Origin of the sequence: Streptococcus sp. 263_SSPC, assembly GCF_001071995.1 — a bacterium.
Taxonomy (GTDB): Bacteria; Bacillota; Bacilli; order Lactobacillales; family Aerococcaceae; genus Granulicatella.
This window is the reverse complement of sequence record NZ_JVNU01000046.1, coordinates 20,611-39,868: the sequence shown is the minus strand read 5'-3', so window position 1 is coordinate 39,868 and position 19,258 is coordinate 20,611. Positions and strand designations below refer to the sequence as shown.

General features: G+C 41.6%; 18 protein-coding genes. 1 reads left to right on the top strand and 17 read right to left on the bottom strand.

Annotated features, from left to right (window positions below; translation table 11 throughout):
* Positions 1-2: 2 nt before the first annotated feature.
* The 4 genes from pcrA to ADH02_RS06860 form a co-directional block, all read right to left on the bottom strand.
* Entirely contained in the window at positions 3-2,378 is a 2,376-nt protein-coding gene (pcrA, locus tag ADH02_RS06875; protein ID WP_048783639.1) for a DNA helicase PcrA, read from the bottom strand.
* 21 nt (positions 2,379-2,399) lie between these two features.
* Positions 2,400-3,524, bottom strand: coding sequence for an ATP-grasp domain-containing protein (locus ADH02_RS06870; protein ID WP_048783638.1), 1,125 nt, complete (start codon positions 3,522-3,524; stop codon positions 2,400-2,402).
* Between the two features lie 33 nt (positions 3,525-3,557).
* The gene (locus ADH02_RS06865) at positions 3,558-4,232 is read right to left on the bottom strand and encodes a glycoside hydrolase family 73 protein (protein ID WP_048783637.1); all 675 of its coding nucleotides are present in this window, start codon (positions 4,230-4,232) and stop codon (positions 3,558-3,560) included.
* Positions 4,233-4,338: 106 nt separating this feature from the next.
* Positions 4,339-4,902 (bottom strand): helix-turn-helix domain-containing protein, encoded by a 564-nt coding sequence (locus tag ADH02_RS06860; RefSeq protein ID WP_065427029.1) that lies wholly within the window; start codon positions 4,900-4,902, stop codon positions 4,339-4,341.
* Positions 4,903-5,016: 114 nt separating this feature from the next.
* Here ADH02_RS06860 and ADH02_RS06855 point away from each other — a divergent pair, with 114 nt between their 5' ends.
* Positions 5,017-5,526 (top strand): FUSC family protein, encoded by a 510-nt coding sequence (locus ADH02_RS06855; RefSeq protein WP_239681750.1) that lies wholly within the window; start codon positions 5,017-5,019, stop codon positions 5,524-5,526.
* 46 nt (positions 5,527-5,572) lie between these two features.
* Here ADH02_RS06855 and ADH02_RS06850 read toward each other — a convergent pair whose 3' ends face one another.
* The 13 genes from ADH02_RS06850 to ADH02_RS06790 all read right to left on the bottom strand — a co-directional run bounded on the left by ADH02_RS06850 (position 5,573) and on the right by ADH02_RS06790 (position 19,258).
* Positions 5,573-6,763, bottom strand: coding sequence for a hypothetical protein (locus ADH02_RS06850; protein ID WP_048783635.1), 1,191 nt, complete (start codon positions 6,761-6,763; stop codon positions 5,573-5,575).
* Positions 6,764-6,775: 12 nt separating this feature from the next.
* Positions 6,776-7,579, bottom strand: a complete 804-nt coding sequence (locus tag ADH02_RS06845; RefSeq protein WP_048783634.1) for a hypothetical protein — start codon at positions 7,577-7,579, stop codon at positions 6,776-6,778.
* The gene (locus ADH02_RS06840) at positions 7,576-8,265 is read right to left on the bottom strand and encodes an ATP-binding cassette domain-containing protein (RefSeq protein ID WP_048783633.1); all 690 of its coding nucleotides are present in this window, start codon (positions 8,263-8,265) and stop codon (positions 7,576-7,578) included. The genes ADH02_RS06845 and ADH02_RS06840 overlap by 4 nt, the downstream gene beginning before the upstream one ends.
* 15 nt (positions 8,266-8,280) lie before the next feature.
* Entirely contained in the window at positions 8,281-8,634 is a 354-nt protein-coding gene (locus tag ADH02_RS06835; RefSeq protein ID WP_048783632.1) for a GntR family transcriptional regulator, read from the bottom strand.
* 157 nt (positions 8,635-8,791) lie between these two features.
* Complete coding sequence (locus ADH02_RS06830; protein WP_204372760.1) at positions 8,792-10,657, bottom strand: acyltransferase family protein; 1,866 nt, start codon at positions 10,655-10,657, stop codon at positions 8,792-8,794.
* 201 nt (positions 10,658-10,858) lie between these two features.
* The gene (locus tag ADH02_RS06825) at positions 10,859-12,064 is read right to left on the bottom strand and encodes an NAD(P)H-dependent oxidoreductase (RefSeq protein ID WP_048783630.1); all 1,206 of its coding nucleotides are present in this window, start codon (positions 12,062-12,064) and stop codon (positions 10,859-10,861) included.
* Between the two features lie 16 nt (positions 12,065-12,080).
* Complete coding sequence (locus ADH02_RS06820; protein WP_048783629.1) at positions 12,081-12,695, bottom strand: NADPH-dependent FMN reductase; 615 nt, start codon at positions 12,693-12,695, stop codon at positions 12,081-12,083.
* Entirely contained in the window at positions 12,688-13,614 is a 927-nt protein-coding gene (locus tag ADH02_RS06815; RefSeq protein ID WP_048783657.1) for an FAD:protein FMN transferase, read from the bottom strand. The genes ADH02_RS06820 and ADH02_RS06815 overlap by 8 nt, the downstream gene beginning before the upstream one ends.
* 534 nt (positions 13,615-14,148) lie before the next feature.
* The gene (locus ADH02_RS06810) at positions 14,149-14,478 is read right to left on the bottom strand and encodes a zinc ribbon domain-containing protein YjdM (protein ID WP_048783628.1); all 330 of its coding nucleotides are present in this window, start codon (positions 14,476-14,478) and stop codon (positions 14,149-14,151) included.
* Between the two features lie 31 nt (positions 14,479-14,509).
* Positions 14,510-15,751: a peptidase U32 family protein gene (locus tag ADH02_RS06805; RefSeq protein ID WP_048783627.1), complete on the bottom strand. Its 1,242-nt coding sequence runs from the start codon at positions 15,749-15,751 to the stop codon at positions 14,510-14,512.
* 11 nt (positions 15,752-15,762) lie between these two features.
* On the bottom strand, positions 15,763-16,683 hold the full coding sequence (locus tag ADH02_RS06800; RefSeq protein ID WP_048783626.1) for a peptidase U32 family protein: 921 nt from the start codon (positions 16,681-16,683) through the stop codon (positions 15,763-15,765).
* A gap of 129 nt (positions 16,684-16,812) precedes the next feature.
* Positions 16,813-17,844, bottom strand: coding sequence for a MupG family TIM beta-alpha barrel fold protein (locus ADH02_RS06795; protein WP_239681749.1), 1,032 nt, complete (start codon positions 17,842-17,844; stop codon positions 16,813-16,815).
* The gene (locus tag ADH02_RS06790; protein ID WP_048783623.1) at positions 17,831-19,258 is read right to left on the bottom strand and encodes a PTS transporter subunit EIIC; all 1,428 of its coding nucleotides are present in this window, start codon (positions 19,256-19,258) and stop codon (positions 17,831-17,833) included. The genes ADH02_RS06795 and ADH02_RS06790 overlap by 14 nt, the downstream gene beginning before the upstream one ends.

Genomic DNA, 19,258 nt, shown 5'->3' with positions numbered 1-19,258 from the left:
CTCTATTCTTCGATTTTTTCGATCGGGGCAAAACTTGCAAGGAGTCGTTTAATGCCCATTCCTGCAAAGGCCACATCTAACTCTTGACGGTCTCCTTCACCAGTAATACGGACAACGGTTCCTGTTCCCCATTTTTTATGCGACACTTTCATGCCCACAGTCCAGCCATCTGCTGAAGATGAACTTGCTTGTTGCGGCTTGTCTGCACGTTGAATACGCGCTGGTGTCGTTTGTTTCTTTTGAAAATAACCACCGCCACTAGACGATTGGCTACTTGAGCGATAGCGGTCAAATAATCCTCCGCTACCTGTTGATGACGTAGACTGAGAGGTGCTACGTGTGCCATAAGACGACGTTTGGCTACGCGTTCCATAAGAAGATTTTGAATCGTTCGTATAGAAACTGCTTGAGAAATACGAATCACTCACCGTTACGCCTTCTTTTTCTAATAGGCTGTCATCAATTTCTTGCATGAATCGTGACTCACGATAGTTTTGTGTCTTCCCGTAAAGAAGTCGTGAGTACGCACGGGTCATAAAGAGTTTCTTCTCGGCACGGGTAATTCCTACATATGCCAAGCGACGTTCCTCTTCTTCGCCATCTTCTTGGAGTGATCGTCCTGATGGGAAAATCCCGTCTTCCATTCCGACAAGGAACACAACGGGGAACTCAAGCCCTTTTGCCGCATGCAAGGTCATTAATGCGATTTGAGAAGCGCTCGTTTCTTCTTCGCTTTCCATATCCGTCACTAGTGACAAGTCTGTTAAGAATTGGACGAGCGGAGATTCTTCGGCCTCTCTATCGAGTCGTTGTTCTTCGAACTCTTTGGCTACCGATAGGAACTCGCGCATATTATCGATACGCGCATCTGCTTCCATCGTACGCGCTTGTTCAAGGGCTGTGATATACCCTGATTTTGTCATCACTTCTTCAATCAAATCGGTTAGTGTGACGAACTCTTGCATCTTCGTTAAGTCGGCGATGAGTTGTGCAAAATCGGCTAACCCCTTACCTGCTTTCCCAGAAATGCCGTTCAATGGACTTCCGGCTGCTTCAAGTAGCGAGAAACTATGCATTTCGGCAAAGAGAGCAAGCTTTTCAATACTCTTATCTCCGATACCGCGTTTTGGCGCATTGACCACACGTCTGAAACTAAAGTCATCCGTTGGGTTCACTAAGAGTCGTAAGTAAGCAAGAAGGTCTTTGATTTCCATGCGCTCATAGAAGCGTTGGCCTCCGACCATCTTGAATGGCATATTCGCCTTTAGTAAATCTTCTTCAAGAGTACGAGACTGCGCGTTACTTCTGTAAAGTACCGCAAAATCGCTATAGTCATACCCGTCAAAGTTCACCATTTTTTGAATTGTGCTGATGACATAACGAGATTCATCATATCCCGACTGTCCACAGTAATACGTGATTTTCTCACCGGCTTCATTGTCGGTCCACAATTCTTTCGGCTTACGATTCACATTGTTTTCAATCACTTGGTTGGCTGCTTTTAAGATGGTCTTTGTCGAACGGTAGTTTTGCTCGAGAAGGACCACTTTGGCATCCGGATAATCTTGTTCAAATGACAAGATATTTTCCATATCGGCTCCACGCCATCCGTAAATACTTTGGTCGGCATCCCCTACAACGCAGATGTTTTTGAATTTATCTGCAAGGAGCTTCACCAATAAGTATTGCGCGTGGTTGGTATCTTGATACTCATCCACGTGGATATAGTGGAATTTTTGTTGGTAATAATCCAACACATCTTGATGTTCTTGGAATAATTTCACGGTCAACATGATAAGGTCATCGAAGTCTACCGTCATATTTTTACGCATTTCTGCTTGATATTCTTTATAACATTTCGCATAAATTTGGCTCACATAGTCCAAATGGTTCTTCGCAAATGTTTCAGCATCTTCGAAATTATTTTTCGCATTGCTGATGGTTGCTAAAGCTCCACGTGGTTCGTAGCGATCCGTATCGATATTCAACTTTTGCATAATTCGTTTCATCGCAGAAAGTTGGTCGCCTGAATCGATAATCGTAAACGACTTGGCTAAACCGATACGCTCACAGTCGCGACGAAGGATACGCACGCACATCGAGTGGAAGGTTGATACCCACATATCTTGTGCCTGTTCTCCAACAAGCGCAGCCACACGCTCTTTCATCTCATTAGCCGCTTTATTCGTAAACGTAATCGCTAAAATATTCCACGGTTGTACCGCTTCTTCTGCCAAAATATAGGCCATACGGTGGGTTAACACACGCGTCTTCCCACTCCCCGCACCGGCCATCACTAAAAGTGGCCCTTGCGTATGCATGACCGCTTCTTTTTGGCGAGGGTTCATTCCCTTAATTAAATCACTCGAATTTTTCACAACTCTGTCCTTTCGTAAAGGTTATTGTACATTGAAAAATAAGTCTGTCACTTCAATTTCTCTGAGTAAATCCACACTAGAAGCTCCGCGAAGTCGAATCACACCAAGCACGTCAGTTGGGCGTTTTGGTGTTAATTGGAAGAACTCGAAGTCCCATTGTGGTTTCAATAACGTTAATAAACTTGCTTTTTCCATCATCGATTCGTAAATTGGCACGATGATCATTTCTTCTTTGATTTCTTTGTATTCGATTGGTAATCCTGTTGCCACGCGCACAAGAATTTCAGACAAGCTATGTCCTAAGAAGGCGCTGCTGAATTGTTGTTGCACAAGCGGCAATTGGTTGACACCATCCACGTAGAAAATACCGTTATTTCCCATCTTCACTTGAATCGAAAGAATCGTTGTTCCAGATAAGTTATCCATAATCTTGAAGGCGATACGTTTTAATTCTTGCACCCATTCTGGATTTAGTCGACGAGAAACGATACTGTATTTTAATTTACCCGTGATGTAGACATCTTCTGAAATCGGAAGGACTGTCACGCGGTCTTCGTAGTCACGTACAACGGTCACTGTAAAATGACGTTGCGCTGGTACGAATGCCGTTAACATACATGGACCTTCTTCCAATTTTTCAAGAACGCGCTCTTCGAAATCTTCATCGTAGAGCTCTAACTTTTCTTCTACGCGATTCTTTACAAGATTGCTTTCTAAGAATGCTGGAAGTCCGATGCTTTGGACAATCGAAGGTAATTCTCCGACCGTTGTCACCAAGCTATATGGCGCTAGGTTAATCGCGTGTGTTTCTAAAAATAGTTTTTCAACCGTACGATTTTGCGAAATCTCTGCTAGTTCAAACGATTGATAATAGCGAGTTTTGCTGCTGATTTCGTATAACACATCAACTGGCACTAAGTTTGTTAATAATAAAACCGTGTCTACTTTTTCTGCGAAATCTAATAACGCCTCACGGTCTTTGTAAGAAGAGACGATTTCATATTCAGCCATCGAAATAGCCGCCTCGTTTGATTGGTGGTAGCAGTACACAACATACCCCATTTTTCTTGATTCGCGAGCGATGGATGCGGCTTGCTCATCTCCACCGATAATTCCGATGATGGCTCCTGGTAATAACTGACTCATTAATATCCTCTCCTTTACTAATCCGTTTGACCGTTACGAACTCTTTCGTACGGACACGGTTGTTTCTTCTGTTGGTAATCGATCGTATTTATATAATTCATGCTCTTCAATCATTTGAATAAGCTTTTGCGCATACGTCGGGTCGGTCGCATATCCTGCATCTTGCAAGGCCTGTGCCGCTTGCTTGTAGTTTCTAGCCCCAAGCACTTTGTGATAAAGCGTTGGATTCCAGTCCACGCCGTACGCTAATAATTGGGCATGGGCCTCAACTGAATCTGCCCAGCTTTCATAGACGCGAAATCGTCCGTTAATCGTGATCCATGTATTGTTCACGAATTCTGCTGTTTCTAATACGACATTTGGTTCAGACGCTGACCCTTTCACGCCGTATAAATTATAATATTTACTTGCTAATAAACTCTCTCCCCAGTTCGATTCAAGAATCGCTTGCGCTAAACTCACGCTTGGCAACACGCCGTAGTCTTTATACGCCTGTTGCGCCGCTGGGATGAGCACTTTTAAAAATTCATCTTGTGTCACATGTATTTCCTGTGGCTCGGATTTATGTTCAGATAACCATGTGATGGTCCCGGCCAAAAGAACGCTTGCTACAGCTACGATGAGAAGTCCCGTCAATTTCGATAATGACTTGAACCACTCGACAAGATGAAAGACGAATTTATTTTTTCTTTTCTTTCTTTTCGCCACAGTTTCACCACTTTCTTTATCTTTTCAATTTTATCATAAAATGGCCTATAAAAAAATGGATACCCCCTTGTTTTCAAAGAGAGTATCGCATCCATTTTGCAAACTTCTATTTCTCTAAATTAGATTCAGGAACAAATGCATTTTTGCTATATTCTAAATACTTTTGTTGTGCTTTTTCATCATGCATCCATTCAAGAAGTGCTTGTTTTTTCGTACCGATTTGTTTATGGGTAATTCCTACCACGCGGATCTCGATAATGTCTTGGTAACTCCAGTGACCATATGTCGTAGCCACACGTAAAATCGTGACATTTTCTTTGAATTTGCCCTTGCTGACAGCAGCTGTCTTCCAATCCACGCGAACATTTTCTTGACGAATCCAGCGACTCGCAATCGCCACCTTCAATCGTAAATATTCAGCGACTGGGTCTGAAGCGACTTCTGGAAGCACATCGGCATTTCGGGCGACTTTATTCGCGAGCATCCACTCGTAATCCGTAAACAGACGTGCGATTTTTTGCAGATTTTCTGCCTTCAATCCGCGTTCCCCGTTTTTCCATCTCGTCCAACTTTGACCACTAATCCCTAATTCTTCTGTATAAAATGCCTTTTCTGAGACATAACGTTCTCTAACAGCGTTCACTACAATTAATACAAATGCTTCATGCATCTTCATCACCTCTCGGACACATTATACACCTATTAGGTGCATTATTCAATAACTCTACCATTTTTTAAACACATATATTATAATAGCGATATCTAAAAAAGCAGAGGTGAGAGCGTGCCACAATCGTCAAATAATCCATTCCATATCGGACTTCGTACTTTTAAAACAGCCGTGTCTGTGTTTATTTGCGTGGTTCTCTTTAGAATCTTACATCGTGGTTCACCAATGCTAGCAGCCTTGTCTGCTATTTTCAGTTTGCGCATCGACCATCAGCAAACGTTTAAATTCGCACTGTCTCGTTGTATCGGAAATACAACCGGCGGGGTCGTGGCTATCATCTTATTCTACGTAAGAGCCGTTCTCCCATTTCCAGAATATACCGATTTACTACTGGCACCTGCTGGTATCGTAATGATTATTTTATTCTGTAATCGATTCAACAAGACCGGTGTGATTAACTCATGCGCCACTTTCCTTGTCATCTTCTTCAATATAGAGGCAGGCCAAAATACCGCCTACGCGATTCAACGAATTCTCGATACAATTATCGGAGCACTCATTGCGATTGGAGTAAACCACTTACTGCCAAATCCGCATTTAAAAGAAGAAAAACAAGCATCATAAAAAGAGTTCTACCAACGGGGTAGAACTCTTTTTTCGTACTGTTTTTTTATTTCATACGCATCATGCCGTACATACGTGTATCGATAAAGAACACATCATCCTTCACATCAATCGTCTTAGAAAGAAGGACGTCTTTTGTTTCCATTGATTGCACACGTAGCGTTGGTTTGCCATCGACAAGTGTGATCATCACAAGATTCCCTTTATTCAAGTACACTTGTGGCGCATAGACATCTGTTTCTGTTGTAAAGGCTTCTTCTAGTTTCTTCGCCCCTGCATTAAGAACATAGTATTTTGTCTCGTTATTTTTGCGTTCACTTGCCTTCACATACGTATCCGACCCAGTGAATGCAGGCACCTCATCTGCCAATGCAATATAGGCTTTGTCTCCCACTGTGTATAGAATCGATTGTACCGCACTCATGCCCTGTTCAGGTGTGATTTCTGTAAACTTCTCCGTCTCAGCATCAAAAGTCATTAAGCGGAATTTTTCATCTCTTGAATACATACTCTTAAACAGCAGCACTTGTGGGTCATACATGCGAGAGCTCTTGGCTTCTCCCCATGCAATCGAAGCGTATTCCTCTGGTAATTTCACGCGTTTGGCAGGTGTTGTTGCTCCCGTTTCTAAGTTCACAGAGAATGTTACCAAGAAATAGGTTGGTGCTTTCGAACCTCTATTTTCATACTCAGGCATAGGCACCACTCCATACACCGTATTGCCTTTTCTATAGAAAGTGACATCCGTGATGAAATGACTATCGTCCCCGCGTACTTCTTTCGTAATCGGAACCGAAACAGTTGTGACCTTCTTCGTCTCTTTGTTAATGATACTAAAATTCACTTTTGGATCTGTTGTGCTTTCAAAGCTATGGCTCAAACCGTATAGAAGGTCATACCCCTTAAACGCCACCAGATTGTCATAATTTGGACGGTCTGTAAAAGAAAAGTCTGCCAATCTCTTTTTCGTTTGGAAGTCGTAGGCATTCTCGGAAAATCCAACACGTTTTACGTCTCCATCTAAAAGTGCATACTCTGCACCCTTAGACGATGTTAAATCATCTGTAGAATACGACATTTCAAAGGTTGCTCCGTCGACTAATTTTTTCTCCTCATCGGTTAATTGAATCGATACCGGAGCAGGCTTCAATTCTTGATACGCTGCGTGACCAGCTGTTGCTAGAAAAACAAGTCCACTAAAGGCAAATACTGCTGTTGCAAATTTACTTGATTTCATGATAACCCCTCCTTACACACTAACCTTATGATTTAATAAATAATCGCTGAGTAGCATATTTAGAACAATCCAAATGAGCATGCTACCGATTAAGAAGACCATCGCTTCATTTCCAATTAAACGAACGACAAATTGCGTGCGCATGATAGCTGTGAATGTCACAACAACGACTAAAACGTAAAGAACGACCGAAGTTACCTTACGAACGTACCCCTTCTTCTCAACCCCAACGACGAGAATCGCGAGTTGGAAGACCGTCACGATGAGGGCTATCCCCATCGTCAAAATGAGAAGAAACTGCACCGCATATTGTGGCACTAGAAGTGGCATTGCCATTGAGTTCGTCACAAGCGACCACGGTGTGATGTGATATTGTGCAAACTCTGGAATAAAGAAGCTTGTGAGGTAGTAATTTAAGAACACCCCAACTACTTGAACGGCTTGTAAGAAGAACGTAATCACAAGCATCGTTAATAATTTAGCCCAGTAGATTCCAAAACGGGATCCTGGAAGCATGAGTAGGCGATAAATAAATGAGCCTTTGCTGCTCCATTCTCTCGACCAAATCACTGCTGAGTAAACCAAAATCGCTGTCCCAGCAAAGAACACTGGAAGTCCAATTGCGAGTTGGTCCAAAACGACTTGTTTCACGATATCAGGACTCACAATGCGCAATTGTCCGGTTAGTAACCCAGTCGTCGCAAGTGTCTTCACCTTCAACCCTAGTTGCAATAAGATTTGAAGTAAGGCCACCACGAGGATGAATCCTTTTGCTTGGCCGATATTATAAAGCGTTAAATTGATGACTTTCTTCATGGTAAGTATACCTCCCTCATCACATCGACAATTGATTTACCCTCTTCTTCACGCACTTGTTCTGGGTAGAATTCCTTCACTACACGTCCATCGTTTAAAAGCACTGCTTTATCGACGATATACTCAATATCATTAATTTCATGCGTTGTAATCAATACGCCACGTCCATCGAGTAGGTCGCTTGTAAACACACGTGCGATTTCTTCACGGGTAAAGACGTCGATTCCTGAAAATGGTTCGTCCATCAAGATGTAGTCTGTGTCCAGCCCCATCCCTAGAAGCAAGTTCAGTTTAGCAACATTCCCTTTCGAGAGTGATCGTACTTCATCTTTTAAATTCAAACGGAAGAAGTCTAATAAATGTCTTTCCTTTTGACGATTCCAGTTTGGATAGAACGTGCGCATAAAATCAATCGCCTCGTCCACCGTTTGGTCTGGAGAAATAATCGAGCTATCTGTAATGTAGCTCACCTTTTCCGCAAACACTTTACGAGCTGGCATATCATCGATAACAACTTTCCCTTTATCAAATGGCAGTAGTCCTGCAATGCAGTTCATAATCGTTGTCTTCCCAATTCCGTTGACACCAATAAGAGCCGTCACTTCCCCTTTTTTCGCGTTAAATGAGATGTCATTCAACACTTGTTTCTTTCCAAATCTCTTGCTTAAGTTTTGAACCGTTAACATAGTACCGCTCCTTCCTTACAATTGTTTTTTGAGATGTTCGATCACATCTTCTGCAGTTAAGTTGAGAGGCTTAATCGCTTCTGTAAAGTTTCCAATCGCCTCATCTAACATTTCATCTTTTAGTTGCTCAATCCGTTCTACATCTTCTGTCACACGACTCATGACATTATTACCAGTCGTAATCAACCCCATGACCTCCAATTCATGAAAGGCACGTTGGACCGTATTGGGATTCACTTGCATGGTTTGCGCAAATTCACGCCGACTCGGCATCTCTTGGCCTGCTTCCATTCTGTGGGAGGCAATTTCCGCTTTGAAATAGGCGATAATTTGCTCGTAGACCGGACTTCTTTTATCAAATACGATCATTAGTAACTCCTTTCTTTGATTCCCAATCAGTGTATTAACCAGTTAATACACTTATCTTTAACTGTATTATGCGCTTAATACACCTGAATGTCAATAGCGTTTTCAAAAATATTTTTAAAAATAAAAAAGACGACTCAAAATCGAGTCGTCTCAACGATTATTGTAATTTTACCATTTCTTGCAAGATGAGGTTCGCTAATTCTGCTGCCCCTGTATCGTTTGGATGGATTTCGTCTTCAAAGAGCCATTGTTTTGTATGCCCTTTGGCGTAAGTTCCCCAGTCGATTAAATGAACATTTGGATAACGTTCTGCAGCTGCTTTTAACTGCTCATTCACTTCTTTAGCCCATTTAATTTCATAACCAGCTGTGACTAAGAAGATTTCACGGTTCCCCGTTGCTTGAATCAGAGAATCGATTTGCGCTGCAGAGAAAGCTCCGTTTGAACCGAGGACGAATACAACAGTTTGAGAGAGCTTGCCTTGTTGCGCCAGCTTCTGAACGATTGGTGTGCTGAAATACAACTGACGTCCTACTTCACCGTCTACATAAATGTTCGGGAAAACTTCGCGAAGTTTGTTTGCAGACGCTAATAACACTGAATCTCCGACGAAGGTAATCGGCGTTTGCTTCACTTGCTGCTCCGTGTTGGCTTTCGCTTCATTGCTAATCGTCGTCGTGCCTTCAGTTGTCGGTTCTGCCGTCGTCTCTTGTAAGAGCGCTTGGTTTTGACGAATCTTCTCTTCAACCTCTTGCACGGCTGAGTTTTGATTCTTCTCTTGCGCAAATCCAAGACCCGCAAGCCCGATACAGATGACATACATGAGTGAGAACACGAGTCCAAACTGCTTCATGCTTTTTGGAAGATTCGATTTTCCATAAGCCGTTAAATTATACGGACTATGCGCTTGTCCAATTGGAAGAACGAAGCGGTCTCGCTCAAAGAGTTGATACGTGATTTCCGCCATCACGAAAATCAATGCAAATTGAATTGCTACAGATAACCATTGTTCATCAATTTCGCGTAAGAACGTTGGCGCGATTAGATGAATCGGATAGAACCATAAGTAGTATGAGAAACTTCTCTTTCCGAAAAACGTAAATCCTTTGAAGCTGAAGAGGTAATGAACCCCCACACCCTCGCGAATCGTATAAGAGAGAAGAAGCATCATCACAAACGATGAAATAAACATCATCATATAATACACTTCTGCTTGCGTTCCGTTGAAAGTCGTAAACATCCATCCTAAAGCTCCTAAGCAAAGGAGGCTCAATGCATTTGGAACCACAGAACCTGTCTCGCGCTCAGGAAGTAGTAATTTTCCTTCATGAATGTAACTCAAGAGCGCTCCAAATGTGAACGAGAACAGACGCGTTGATACTAAGTAGTATACGTGAGACGGATCTTGTTCAAACCAATAGAGTGCCGCCATACCCGCTGCAGACGCGAGCGTTAAGAATGCGAGTAACGCGAACTCCTGCATTCTGAGGAAATTCAATTTCTTCATCAGTTTTCGAAGCAAATACCCTACGATTAATAATTGCACATAAAGGGATACATACCAGAGATGCACAAACGGACTTGGATTCGCCGATTGCACGAAGTATGATTGTTGAGAGAAAATTTGATAATCATTATTCACGAAGAATAATGCCGAAAGCGCCATGCCTCGGATATTGGATAGTAATTGCGGTGCCGCCACGAATAAAAACGCGACTGTCACGACAATCATAAAGAGCATCGGGAAGAACATTCTCTTCAAGCTTCTCACTGGGAAACGCTCTTTATAATCTTCCGCGAATGTTTTGATATTATTCCGGAACGTTAAGTAACCCCCGACCACTAAGAATCCATTAACGGCTAAAAATCCGCCCGGTAATAAATGTTGAAAATAATAATACGTAATAATTGCTAGTATAAAAAAACCTTTCAAGCCATCGAATGCCGCACTCCGTTTTTTCTCTTTTTGCTTGGGAGGGTGTGGGTGGGTCGGTGCTTGAGAAGGTGTTGTTTGATAATTCATAGTCCCCACTGTTTTTCTCCATTCCTTAAACTCCTATTTATTATAGCTCAAAACCACTACCCTTGGATACTAGGAACATTACATTTTTGTTAATTTTAAAAAATAATTTCCAGTTGTTTCCTAAGCGTGTACATAGCATGAAACTGTCTATGAAAGCACAAAAAAGCTAGGCAAAACTGCCTAGCTTTCTCGCTTTAAATTTTAGTGTTCTGAAGCACCGCTTGTAGCATCTGCTGCTGGAGCTGCATGTCCGTTGTTTGAAGCGCCACTTGTTGCGTCAGCTGCTGGTGCAGCACCATTTGCGCTTACTAAACGTTGGCCAGTTGTTTGTAAGTACCAATCTAACCATGGTTTGAAGTCAAATACGATTTCGTTGATTCCAGCGTAAGAACCATCAGGATAGTACATTGCTTGGTAGTTGTGTACGTTGATGATTTCTGGTGGAGTGTTTGGAACGATTGTACGGAAGTAATCCACGTTACCTGCACGTAAGTTCGCAATGAGGTATTCCACATTTTTGAATGTACGTGGTGGGTGAACTGTTCCTAAACGGTTACCAGATTGAGCTGGCACACGTGGAGCCAACATTTTGTTTGCTGGTTTGTTGAAGTTATAGTACAAGAATTGGTTGTTGTCATCGGCATATGTTACTTCAAATGGTAATGCTTTTAAGAACATATCGATTTGGTCAACCGTTAATAAACCGTGGTCTAAGCGAACATAGTCGTTTCCTTGAGCTGCACCAACGATTTCACTTGCTTTTTCAACCCATTCTGGATCATCTGGATCTACGCCTTGAACTGTTGTAGCAATTGGGTTTGTGCAGTCTAAATCTTCTGGCGGTGTTGGTAATGGTTTGCGTAACACTTTTACAACCTCCACATATTTCACGAAGTTTTCTAAGCATGAACGTAAGAACGCTACAGTTCCTTCGCTCTTAATGTTTCCTTCTTCGTCAAATGCTTCTTTTGCTTTTCCTAATAAGAATTCGTTCCCTGGCAATACATATGCATTTACCCCTGGAGCGTCCAAGATTTTACGTAAATGCACTTGCGCACGTGAAGTTCCTTGATCATAGTGAGAAGCTCCCATAATCATGACAGGTTTGTTTTCGAATGGGTGTAAGTTGAATGACATCCATTCTAATGTGCTCTTCAACGCAGCTGTGATTGTGTGGTTGTGTTCAGGTGTAGCGATAATCACACCATCTGCACGAATTAATTTGTTGTACATGTATTGTACTGGGAAACTCTTAGATTGATCTTCGTCTTGGTTGAACATTGGAATATCTTTAATTTCTAAGATTTCAAACTCGAATAAGTCACTGAATTTCTTTTCGATAAATTGTAATAATAAACGGTTATGCGAAAATTCCGCATTTGATCCTACGATACCAATAATTTTCATTTTCTACTGTCACTCCTTATTTTTTAGAACTGTCCCATGAGAAGTTTTTCGCTTCTTTTTCACGAGCTTCGTTTGCACGAACTAATTGTCCTGTAATTTCAATGAATAATAAGTAATCTGCGAAAATCTTTTCTAATTTTTCAACAGTTGCTGCATCTTTTAAGTTACCTTCTTCGTCGAATGCTTGTAAGGCGTGACCTAATAAGAATTCATCACTTGGTAAAACGCGTGCTTTAATTTCTGGTGCGTCTAAGATTTGACGTAATTGACTTTGTGCACGTGAAGAACCTAATGTTCCGTAAGATGCTCCTGTAATCATGACAGGTTTGTTTAATAATGGGTAGATACCATAAGATAACCATGCTAAAGCGTTCATTAATACAGCTGGGCATGAGTGATCATATTCTGGTGTGCTAATGATAACTCCATCTGCTGCAGCGATTTTCTCTGCAATTGCTTGTGCTTCTTGTGGCACAACTTTTGGAGTTGGTTTGTTGAACATTGGTAAGTCTTTAATTTCGACTAGTTCAATCTCCGCCTGTTCTGAAAAATGTTTTTGAATGTATTGTAATAGTTGACGGTTTGTTGATTTTTTAGAGTTTGTTCCGACTAAACCGATTAATTTAACCATTTGAGTACTTCCTTTCGAGTAATTGAATCTTTGAAGCGAGTCCTGAAGTGTAGAAAATACGATCATCGTCTAAAATCATAACGGCTTCGATGTTAGGGTGTTGTTCCACTTCGAATAAGATTTCATGTGCTTTCTTTCCAAAGAGTCTGGTCGTCCATATCTCACAATCGACGGACTGTTTGGAAACAATCGTTAGACTGGCAACGTCTGTTTCAGCTGGATATCCAGTATGTGGGTCCAAAATATGATGGTATTTCTTTCCATCCACTTCTAGCACCCTCTCGTAGACACCTGATGTGACAATCGACTCATCTTGGATCGGAAGAAGCGCCACATTTTCTCCACGAAGGAGTTTCGGGTTTTGAATACCAATCCACCAATTCCCATCTTCATGATGAACAGCTGGTCCTAGTGTAAGAATATTCCCACCAAGGTTAATGAGCGCAGAAGTCACTCCTTGCTCTTTTAGCTGCTCTATCACCAAGTCGGCAATATACCCTTTGGCAATACAACCAAGGTCGATTCGCATTCCTTCTTCCAACAGAAAAATCGTCTGACTGGCTTCATCCAGTTCGACTTTCGTTGCATCGGTCAGTTGCAGTTTGGCTTTAATTTCTTCATCCGTTGGTACTCGTGCATCACTAAAGCCTACGCGCCATGTTTGAACAACCGGGCCAATCAAGATATTCATCCGACTCCCCGCAGCTAAACTATTCTCCAGTCCCAATTTCACCAAATGAAAAATCTCTGGATGAACACTAACTGCATGTTTCCCTGCTGCCAAATTCACGGCCATCAGCTCTGAAGTTGGGTCATTCGCGCTAAAACGATGCTCATATCGCTTCAATTGCTCGAAAACTTCAGCCACTAATCGCTCGCCTTCTGGATGCGCAATTTTCAATTCGATGACGGTTCCCATCAATCGAATGGTACCTGTATGATACTGTTCCAAAACTGCCACTTCTCCTAGTTGAAATATGTGAAAAAAAGCACAGAAACGCCTATACAAAAGCGTTTTCTACTCCTTGTTTTGAATGTAACACAATGGAAATTAAATTTCAAGAACGCAGGTCTATTTCCCTAATAAAATATGCATAAGAAAACTATTCTTATGCATATAATCCTTATTTATTAAATTTTAATTACAGACTCCCTTTGGAAATTTTCTACAAATGTACTCTTAGCCGAATCTGCTCTTCATGAGAAACAATAAAACTTATCACTGAGTTGGGTAAAGATCACCGAGTCGAGGGACGAAAAAAAGCTCCCCTAGATTTATAGTAGTTATAATAGCGGGTTCATAACCAATGTGAATTACTGACTCTAGGGTGAAACCCGTAGAGTCAGTTTGAAGCTTGGTAGGATTGAGACCTTGGCTCAATCCGGTATCGCTATTATAACAACTATAAAAATTCTAGGGGGGAGCTTTTTGAAAGTCCCTACGGGACCTCAATTAAATCTTTTTAACAAACTCAGATTTAAGTTTCATTGCGCCGAATCCATCTATCTTACAATCGATATTATGATCGCCTTCCACGATGCGAATATTCTTCACGCGTGTACCTTGCTTAATATCTTTTGGTGCGCCTTTTACTTTCAAGTCTTTGATAACTGTTACAGTATCGCCATCTTGTAATTTATTTCCGTTAGCATCGATGGCTACTGGACCTTCTTCAACTTCTGAACCTGGTTCCCATTCATACGCACATTCTGGGCATACTAATAATACGCCATCTTCGTATGTGTATTCTGAACCACATTTAGGACAGTTTGGTAATGTCATTTTCATTCCTTTTTTCTTTTAAAAATTCGTCTTAACGACGTTTACGAATCATATCTAAAGGTTTCACTGGCTCAGTTACTTTCATCTTGCAGATCATCATTGCGTGAGGAGCTGCTTCGATTTCTTCGCCATTTTCATCCCATAATTGTGTTAGTTCTTCTTCGTGGTGACGCATTCCAGGTCCGTAGAACTCGATATGGTCTCCTACTTTGAAGTTATTACGTTGTTGCACTGTTGCCATTTGCGTTTCTGGATCATATTCAAGTACTTGTCCAACGAAAGCATATTGAGGAATTTGACGACGTGGGCCAAATAATTGCTCTTCTTCGGTTGGAACTTGGTAGTAGAAACCAGTCGCTAATTCACGTTGTGCTGCTTTCCATAACTCGTCAATCCATTCTTGTTTACATACATAGTTATCTGGATCTTCGCAGTATGAATCAACCGCTGCACGGTAAACGTTAGAAACCGTTGAAACGTAGTGAATTGATTTCATACGACCTTCAATCTTCAAGCTATCTACACCTGCTTCGATTAAGTCAGGTAAGTGTTGAATCATCGATAAGTCAACGGCACTCATTGAGAATTTCTCTTCGATGCCTTCTTCGCCCGCGCCGACCATGTTCTTTTCGCCGGCAAACGGCATATCGAATAGACCGTATTTCCAACGACAAGACTGAGCACATCCACCACGGTTCGCATCACGATGCACCATATGGTTTGATAGTACGCAACGTCCTGAATAAGAAATACACATTGCTCCATGGATAAAGGCTTCGATTTCTACATCTACTTTTTCTTGCATTTCTTTAATTTCGTCCATTGATACTTCACGCGCTAATACGACACGTTCTAATCCTTCGTCTTTCCAGAAGTTTAGCGTTTCGTAGTTGGCTGCTGAAGATTGTGTTGATAAATGGATTGGTAATCCTGGCGCTTCTGACGCACAAATATCCATTAAGGCCATGTCACTGATGATGGCTGCATCGATACCGATGTCACGAACCGTACGGAAGAAATCTCCCGCCCCTTTTTCGTCACCTTCGTGAGTCACCATGTTAGCGGCAATATATACTTTTGCGTTATGTGCATGGGCAAAATCAACCGCTTCTTTCATTTCTGCAAAGTCGAAGTTTCCTGCACGGCTACGAAGTCCATACGCTTCCCCACCAAGGAAAACCGCGTCAGCTCCGTATAAAATAGCTGTTTTTAGTTTTTCAAGAGTACCCGCTGGAGCAAGTACTTCAGGTTTTTTCAATATCTTTCTTCCCATTTGACTCTCTCCTATTTCACATCTTCTGGATTTAATAAGTAAAATCCTGCTTCAAGGCCACGAACTTTTGGATGGTGTGCACGCACTTGTAATTCAAGGCTTGCACTCTTCTCAGGAGTCCATGTACCTGCTTCGATTTCATTACGAGCATTCACGAATAATTTCGCTACTTCCACGAAATCTTGACCTGGAGCAAGAACTCCGTCTAATTTCCATTGTGGAATGCCCATTTCTGCTAATTCTAACAAATATGGCGCAAGAGACACGTCGTTATTCGCGAAAATATGCGTTCCGTTAATGTCTTCGTAGATTGAATAGTGAGAATCTTCATCGGCAGGTTCTGACACGAATAAACCGCGGCGTTTTTCAACAGATTCTTTTTTCTCAATATAGTTAAAGTAGTTATTTAACAGTGGGCGTTTTGAATGATGGATACAAGTTGCTCCGTACACTAAAACTTCGATTGGAATTTCTACACCTGCTGCCAAGATTTTCATCTCTTCACGAGGAATTTCACGCGCAATCACCGCACCAACGGCACCACGTTTTCCCCAGAAGTTGATTTGACGACTACTTGTTACTAAAACCGCAGCATCATAACGGTAAGGAATTGAGTACTCAGGGTTCTTCATAATTTGAACGACACCTGGATCTCCTACCGCGATGTTATCGACACCGATTTCTTTTAAAAATTTCAAATACTCAGGTACAAGCGCAATTCCTTCATTATGGAAAATCGCGTTAACAGCAACGCTTGCTTTCTTTCCATATTGGTGCGCCAATTCCGTTAATTCTTTTTGTTCCTCACGTGTAAACGACATAGGAAGGCGAAGTCCAAATTGGTCTTCCCCAAAATAAATCGTGTCCACGCCCGCTTCAAGCAAGTCTTTTGCTTGTTGGATGGATTCAACTGTTGCAATCAGCTCTATCATCCAAAGGCCCCCTTTGTTTCTATTAAATTTATACTCATCTAGAGTATCATAAAACGGCTCATTTTTCTAATGTTGTATAGAAAAATAAACAATCCACCCTACCGAAATCGTAGGATGGATTGTTGTTTGTTATTCGACTTCTAATTGAATACCAAATCCTTCTGGCAAAGCGGTAAATACGGCAATCTCAGATGGAAGTAAGTGCCCGATAACGTTTTGTCGAACGTCCGAAGGCAAGTCAACTTTAGCAATTTCGATTTCACCTTGGTAACGACCGTACTGGCTATTTGCTTGATTGATTTCTCCAACGGTGCGGGTTGTTGTAGAAATCTCTCCGCCAAGTAAGGCCCAGCCACGAGTACCGAGTACGCGGTATACAAAATCACTGGCATCGATACGGTCACGAAGCACTTTACCGGTTAATTCGATAGGAGCTTCTGCCTTCAACGACACGAACCCTTCTTGGAATTCCTTCATGACTTTTTGCGTAGCGACGTTAATAAACGTATCTCCCACTAAAATCATATCGGTGTGCGCCTTAATGAGTTCGCAAATTGCCAATCGCGTATCTAACGTACGATGCGTTTCAACTGTTGGCAACCCTTCATGAAGCGGTCCTCTTAAAGGCTCATCTCCTGGAATAAACGCCAGTACTTTTACACCAAGCGCATGCAATTTTTGATTAATCGTCGTGAATTTCTCAAGTGAAATTCCTGAATACACTTTTGGATAATAGTTATGACAGGCAATAATCTTTTTAGAAAATCCGAGTCGTTCCAATAATTGATATTCACAATTTGTAAACGTCGACGCATTCACAACAAGCGTAAACGCCTTGCCGCAACGTTCGATAAACGCTTCATCCCCAAACTCGTCCAGACGTAAGTACGATAGCCCTGCATTTTTCAAGACCGAAATATTTTCTTTGGTAAGATCTTTATGAGCGATGTCTGGAATTAAATCTACCTCATATGAGCGAGCAAGCTCCACAAGACGTGTCATATCCGAAATTTCAAGCGGATGTTCTGGCAACTGAAAAGAAGTAAAAGCCACGGTTTGACGCGCGGCTTTCATTTCTTCTAATACTTGTGTAACGACTTGTTCACCAAGATTGATATAGATGGAGCGCCCAAAAGAAATGTTTGCTCTATTTGTTTCCATATACTTCGTTAATACGATCTTCATCTACACCGAAGAACCATGTGATAACAAATCCACCGATGTAAGCTCCAACCATTGCAGTTAAGAAGAGTACTTGAGTTCCTGGTACCATAATTAAAGCACCGAATAACCCAGAAACCCCTTGAGATACAGTACCTAAGTGGAATAGAACTGCTAACATACCGCCGACACCAGATCCTAAGCAGGCTGTTAAGAATGGTTTACCTAAAGGAAGTGTTACAGCGTACATCATTGGTTCCCCGATACCTAAGATACCAACTGGTAATGAGTCTCTTGTTAATTGTTTTAATTTTTTGTTCTTAGTCTTCAAGTATAATGCTAAACCTGCACCCACTTGTCCACCACCGGCCATCATTAAGATTGGCAATAGGTAGTTGATACCTTGACTTGGTCCGTTTGGATCGTTTAATAGCACGTGGATTGGAGTTAAGGCTTGGTGTAAACCAACAGATACGATTGGTAAGAATCCAGCCGCTAAAATGTAACCACCAAAGATTCCTAATTGTTCATATACGAAGTTTAATACTGTGTAAATACCTTGAGTTAACGCAGCGCCAGCAGGTTGGATGATTAATACTGATAAGAATGCGCCAATGATTAATGTTAATAATGGAGTCAAGAATGTTTTCAACATTGTTGGAATCACTTTGTCAACAGCGCGTTCTAAGTAAGCTACTACAATCCCCATCATTAATGCAGCTAATAAACCACCAGCACCTGGGTTGAAGGCTTTACCAGTAAATGGCATCAACACTTGACCAGCGTCTGTTTTTAATAGAAGTGGCATTGTTGTAACACCAAGTGACATACTTCCAGCGATTGCCCCAAGAATAGGTGTTCCTTTGAACTCACGAGCGGCATTGTATCCTACATATAAAGGTAAGAAGGTGAATAGACCCCAACCCATTGTACGAATGGCTTGGTACCACCATTCGAAGTTATATGCGTTTTGTGTTGTTACGTTAATAACGTTTGAAATACCGTTAATTAAACCAGCTGCGATAATCCCTGGTAATAATGGCACGAAAATGTTAGCGATATGTTCCAAGAAGCGTTGAACAGGGCCTCTATGTTTTGCTTTATTTTCTTTTTTGTTTTGTTTTGCTAAATCAGCTGCGTCGACTTCATCCACGCTACCTAATTCAATTCCTGTTAATTCCGCAAATTCGCGACCAACTTCAGTCACTTTACCAGGTCCTAAAACGATTTGAACTCCTTGTTCACGTTCGACAACCCCTAAAACTGAATCCACATCTTTTAATCCAGCCACATCCACTTTAGATGTATCTGCTACTGTCAGACGTAAGCGAGTCATACATGTTGCGTTACTGACTACATTTTCTTTTTGCCCGACTTTACTTAAAATTTCACTTGCTACTTTCTTTGCATCCAT

What these genes read in the sequence shown, in the direction of transcription:
- ADH02_RS06870 (WP_048783638.1), bottom strand. Translation starts at nt 3,524, where the DNA reads ATGAGTCAGTTATTACCAGGAGCCATCATCGGAATTATCGGTGGAGAT.
- ADH02_RS06860 (WP_065427029.1), bottom strand. Translation starts at nt 4,902, where the DNA reads ATGCATGAAGCATTTGTATTAATTGTAGTGAACGCTGTTAGAGAACGT.
- ADH02_RS06850 (WP_048783635.1), bottom strand. Translation starts at nt 6,763, where the DNA reads ATGAAATCAAGTAAATTTGCAACAGCAGTATTTGCCTTTAGTGGACTT.
- ADH02_RS06845 (WP_048783634.1), bottom strand. Translation starts at nt 7,579, where the DNA reads ATGAAGAAAGTCATCAATTTAACGCTTTATAATATCGGCCAAGCAAAA.
- ADH02_RS06840 (WP_048783633.1), bottom strand. Translation starts at nt 8,265, where the DNA reads ATGTTAACGGTTCAAAACTTAAGCAAGAGATTTGGAAAGAAACAAGTG.
- ADH02_RS06835 (WP_048783632.1), bottom strand. Translation starts at nt 8,634, where the DNA reads ATGATCGTATTTGATAAAAGAAGTCCGGTCTACGAGCAAATTATCGCC.
- ADH02_RS06830 (WP_204372760.1), bottom strand. Translation starts at nt 10,657, where the DNA reads ATGAATTATCAAACAACACCTTCTCAAGCACCGACCCACCCACACCCT.
- ADH02_RS06825 (WP_048783630.1), bottom strand. Translation starts at nt 12,064, where the DNA reads ATGAAAATTATTGGTATCGTAGGATCAAATGCGGAATTTTCGCATAAC.
- ADH02_RS06820 (WP_048783629.1), bottom strand. Translation starts at nt 12,695, where the DNA reads ATGGTTAAATTAATCGGTTTAGTCGGAACAAACTCTAAAAAATCAACA.
- ADH02_RS06815 (WP_048783657.1), bottom strand. Translation starts at nt 13,614, where the DNA reads ATGGGAACCGTCATCGAATTGAAAATTGCGCATCCAGAAGGCGAGCGA.
- ADH02_RS06810 (WP_048783628.1), bottom strand. Translation starts at nt 14,478, where the DNA reads ATGACATTACCAAACTGTCCTAAATGTGGTTCAGAATACACATACGAA.
- ADH02_RS06805 (WP_048783627.1), bottom strand. Translation starts at nt 15,751, where the DNA reads ATGGGAAGAAAGATATTGAAAAAACCTGAAGTACTTGCTCCAGCGGGT.
- ADH02_RS06800 (WP_048783626.1), bottom strand. Translation starts at nt 16,683, where the DNA reads ATGATAGAGCTGATTGCAACAGTTGAATCCATCCAACAAGCAAAAGAC.
- ADH02_RS06795 (WP_239681749.1), bottom strand. Translation starts at nt 17,844, where the DNA reads ATGGAAACAAATAGAGCAAACATTTCTTTTGGGCGCTCCATCTATATC.
- ADH02_RS06790 (WP_048783623.1), bottom strand. Translation starts at nt 19,258, where the DNA reads ATGGATGCAAAGAAAGTAGCAAGTGAAATTTTAAGTAAAGTCGGGCAA.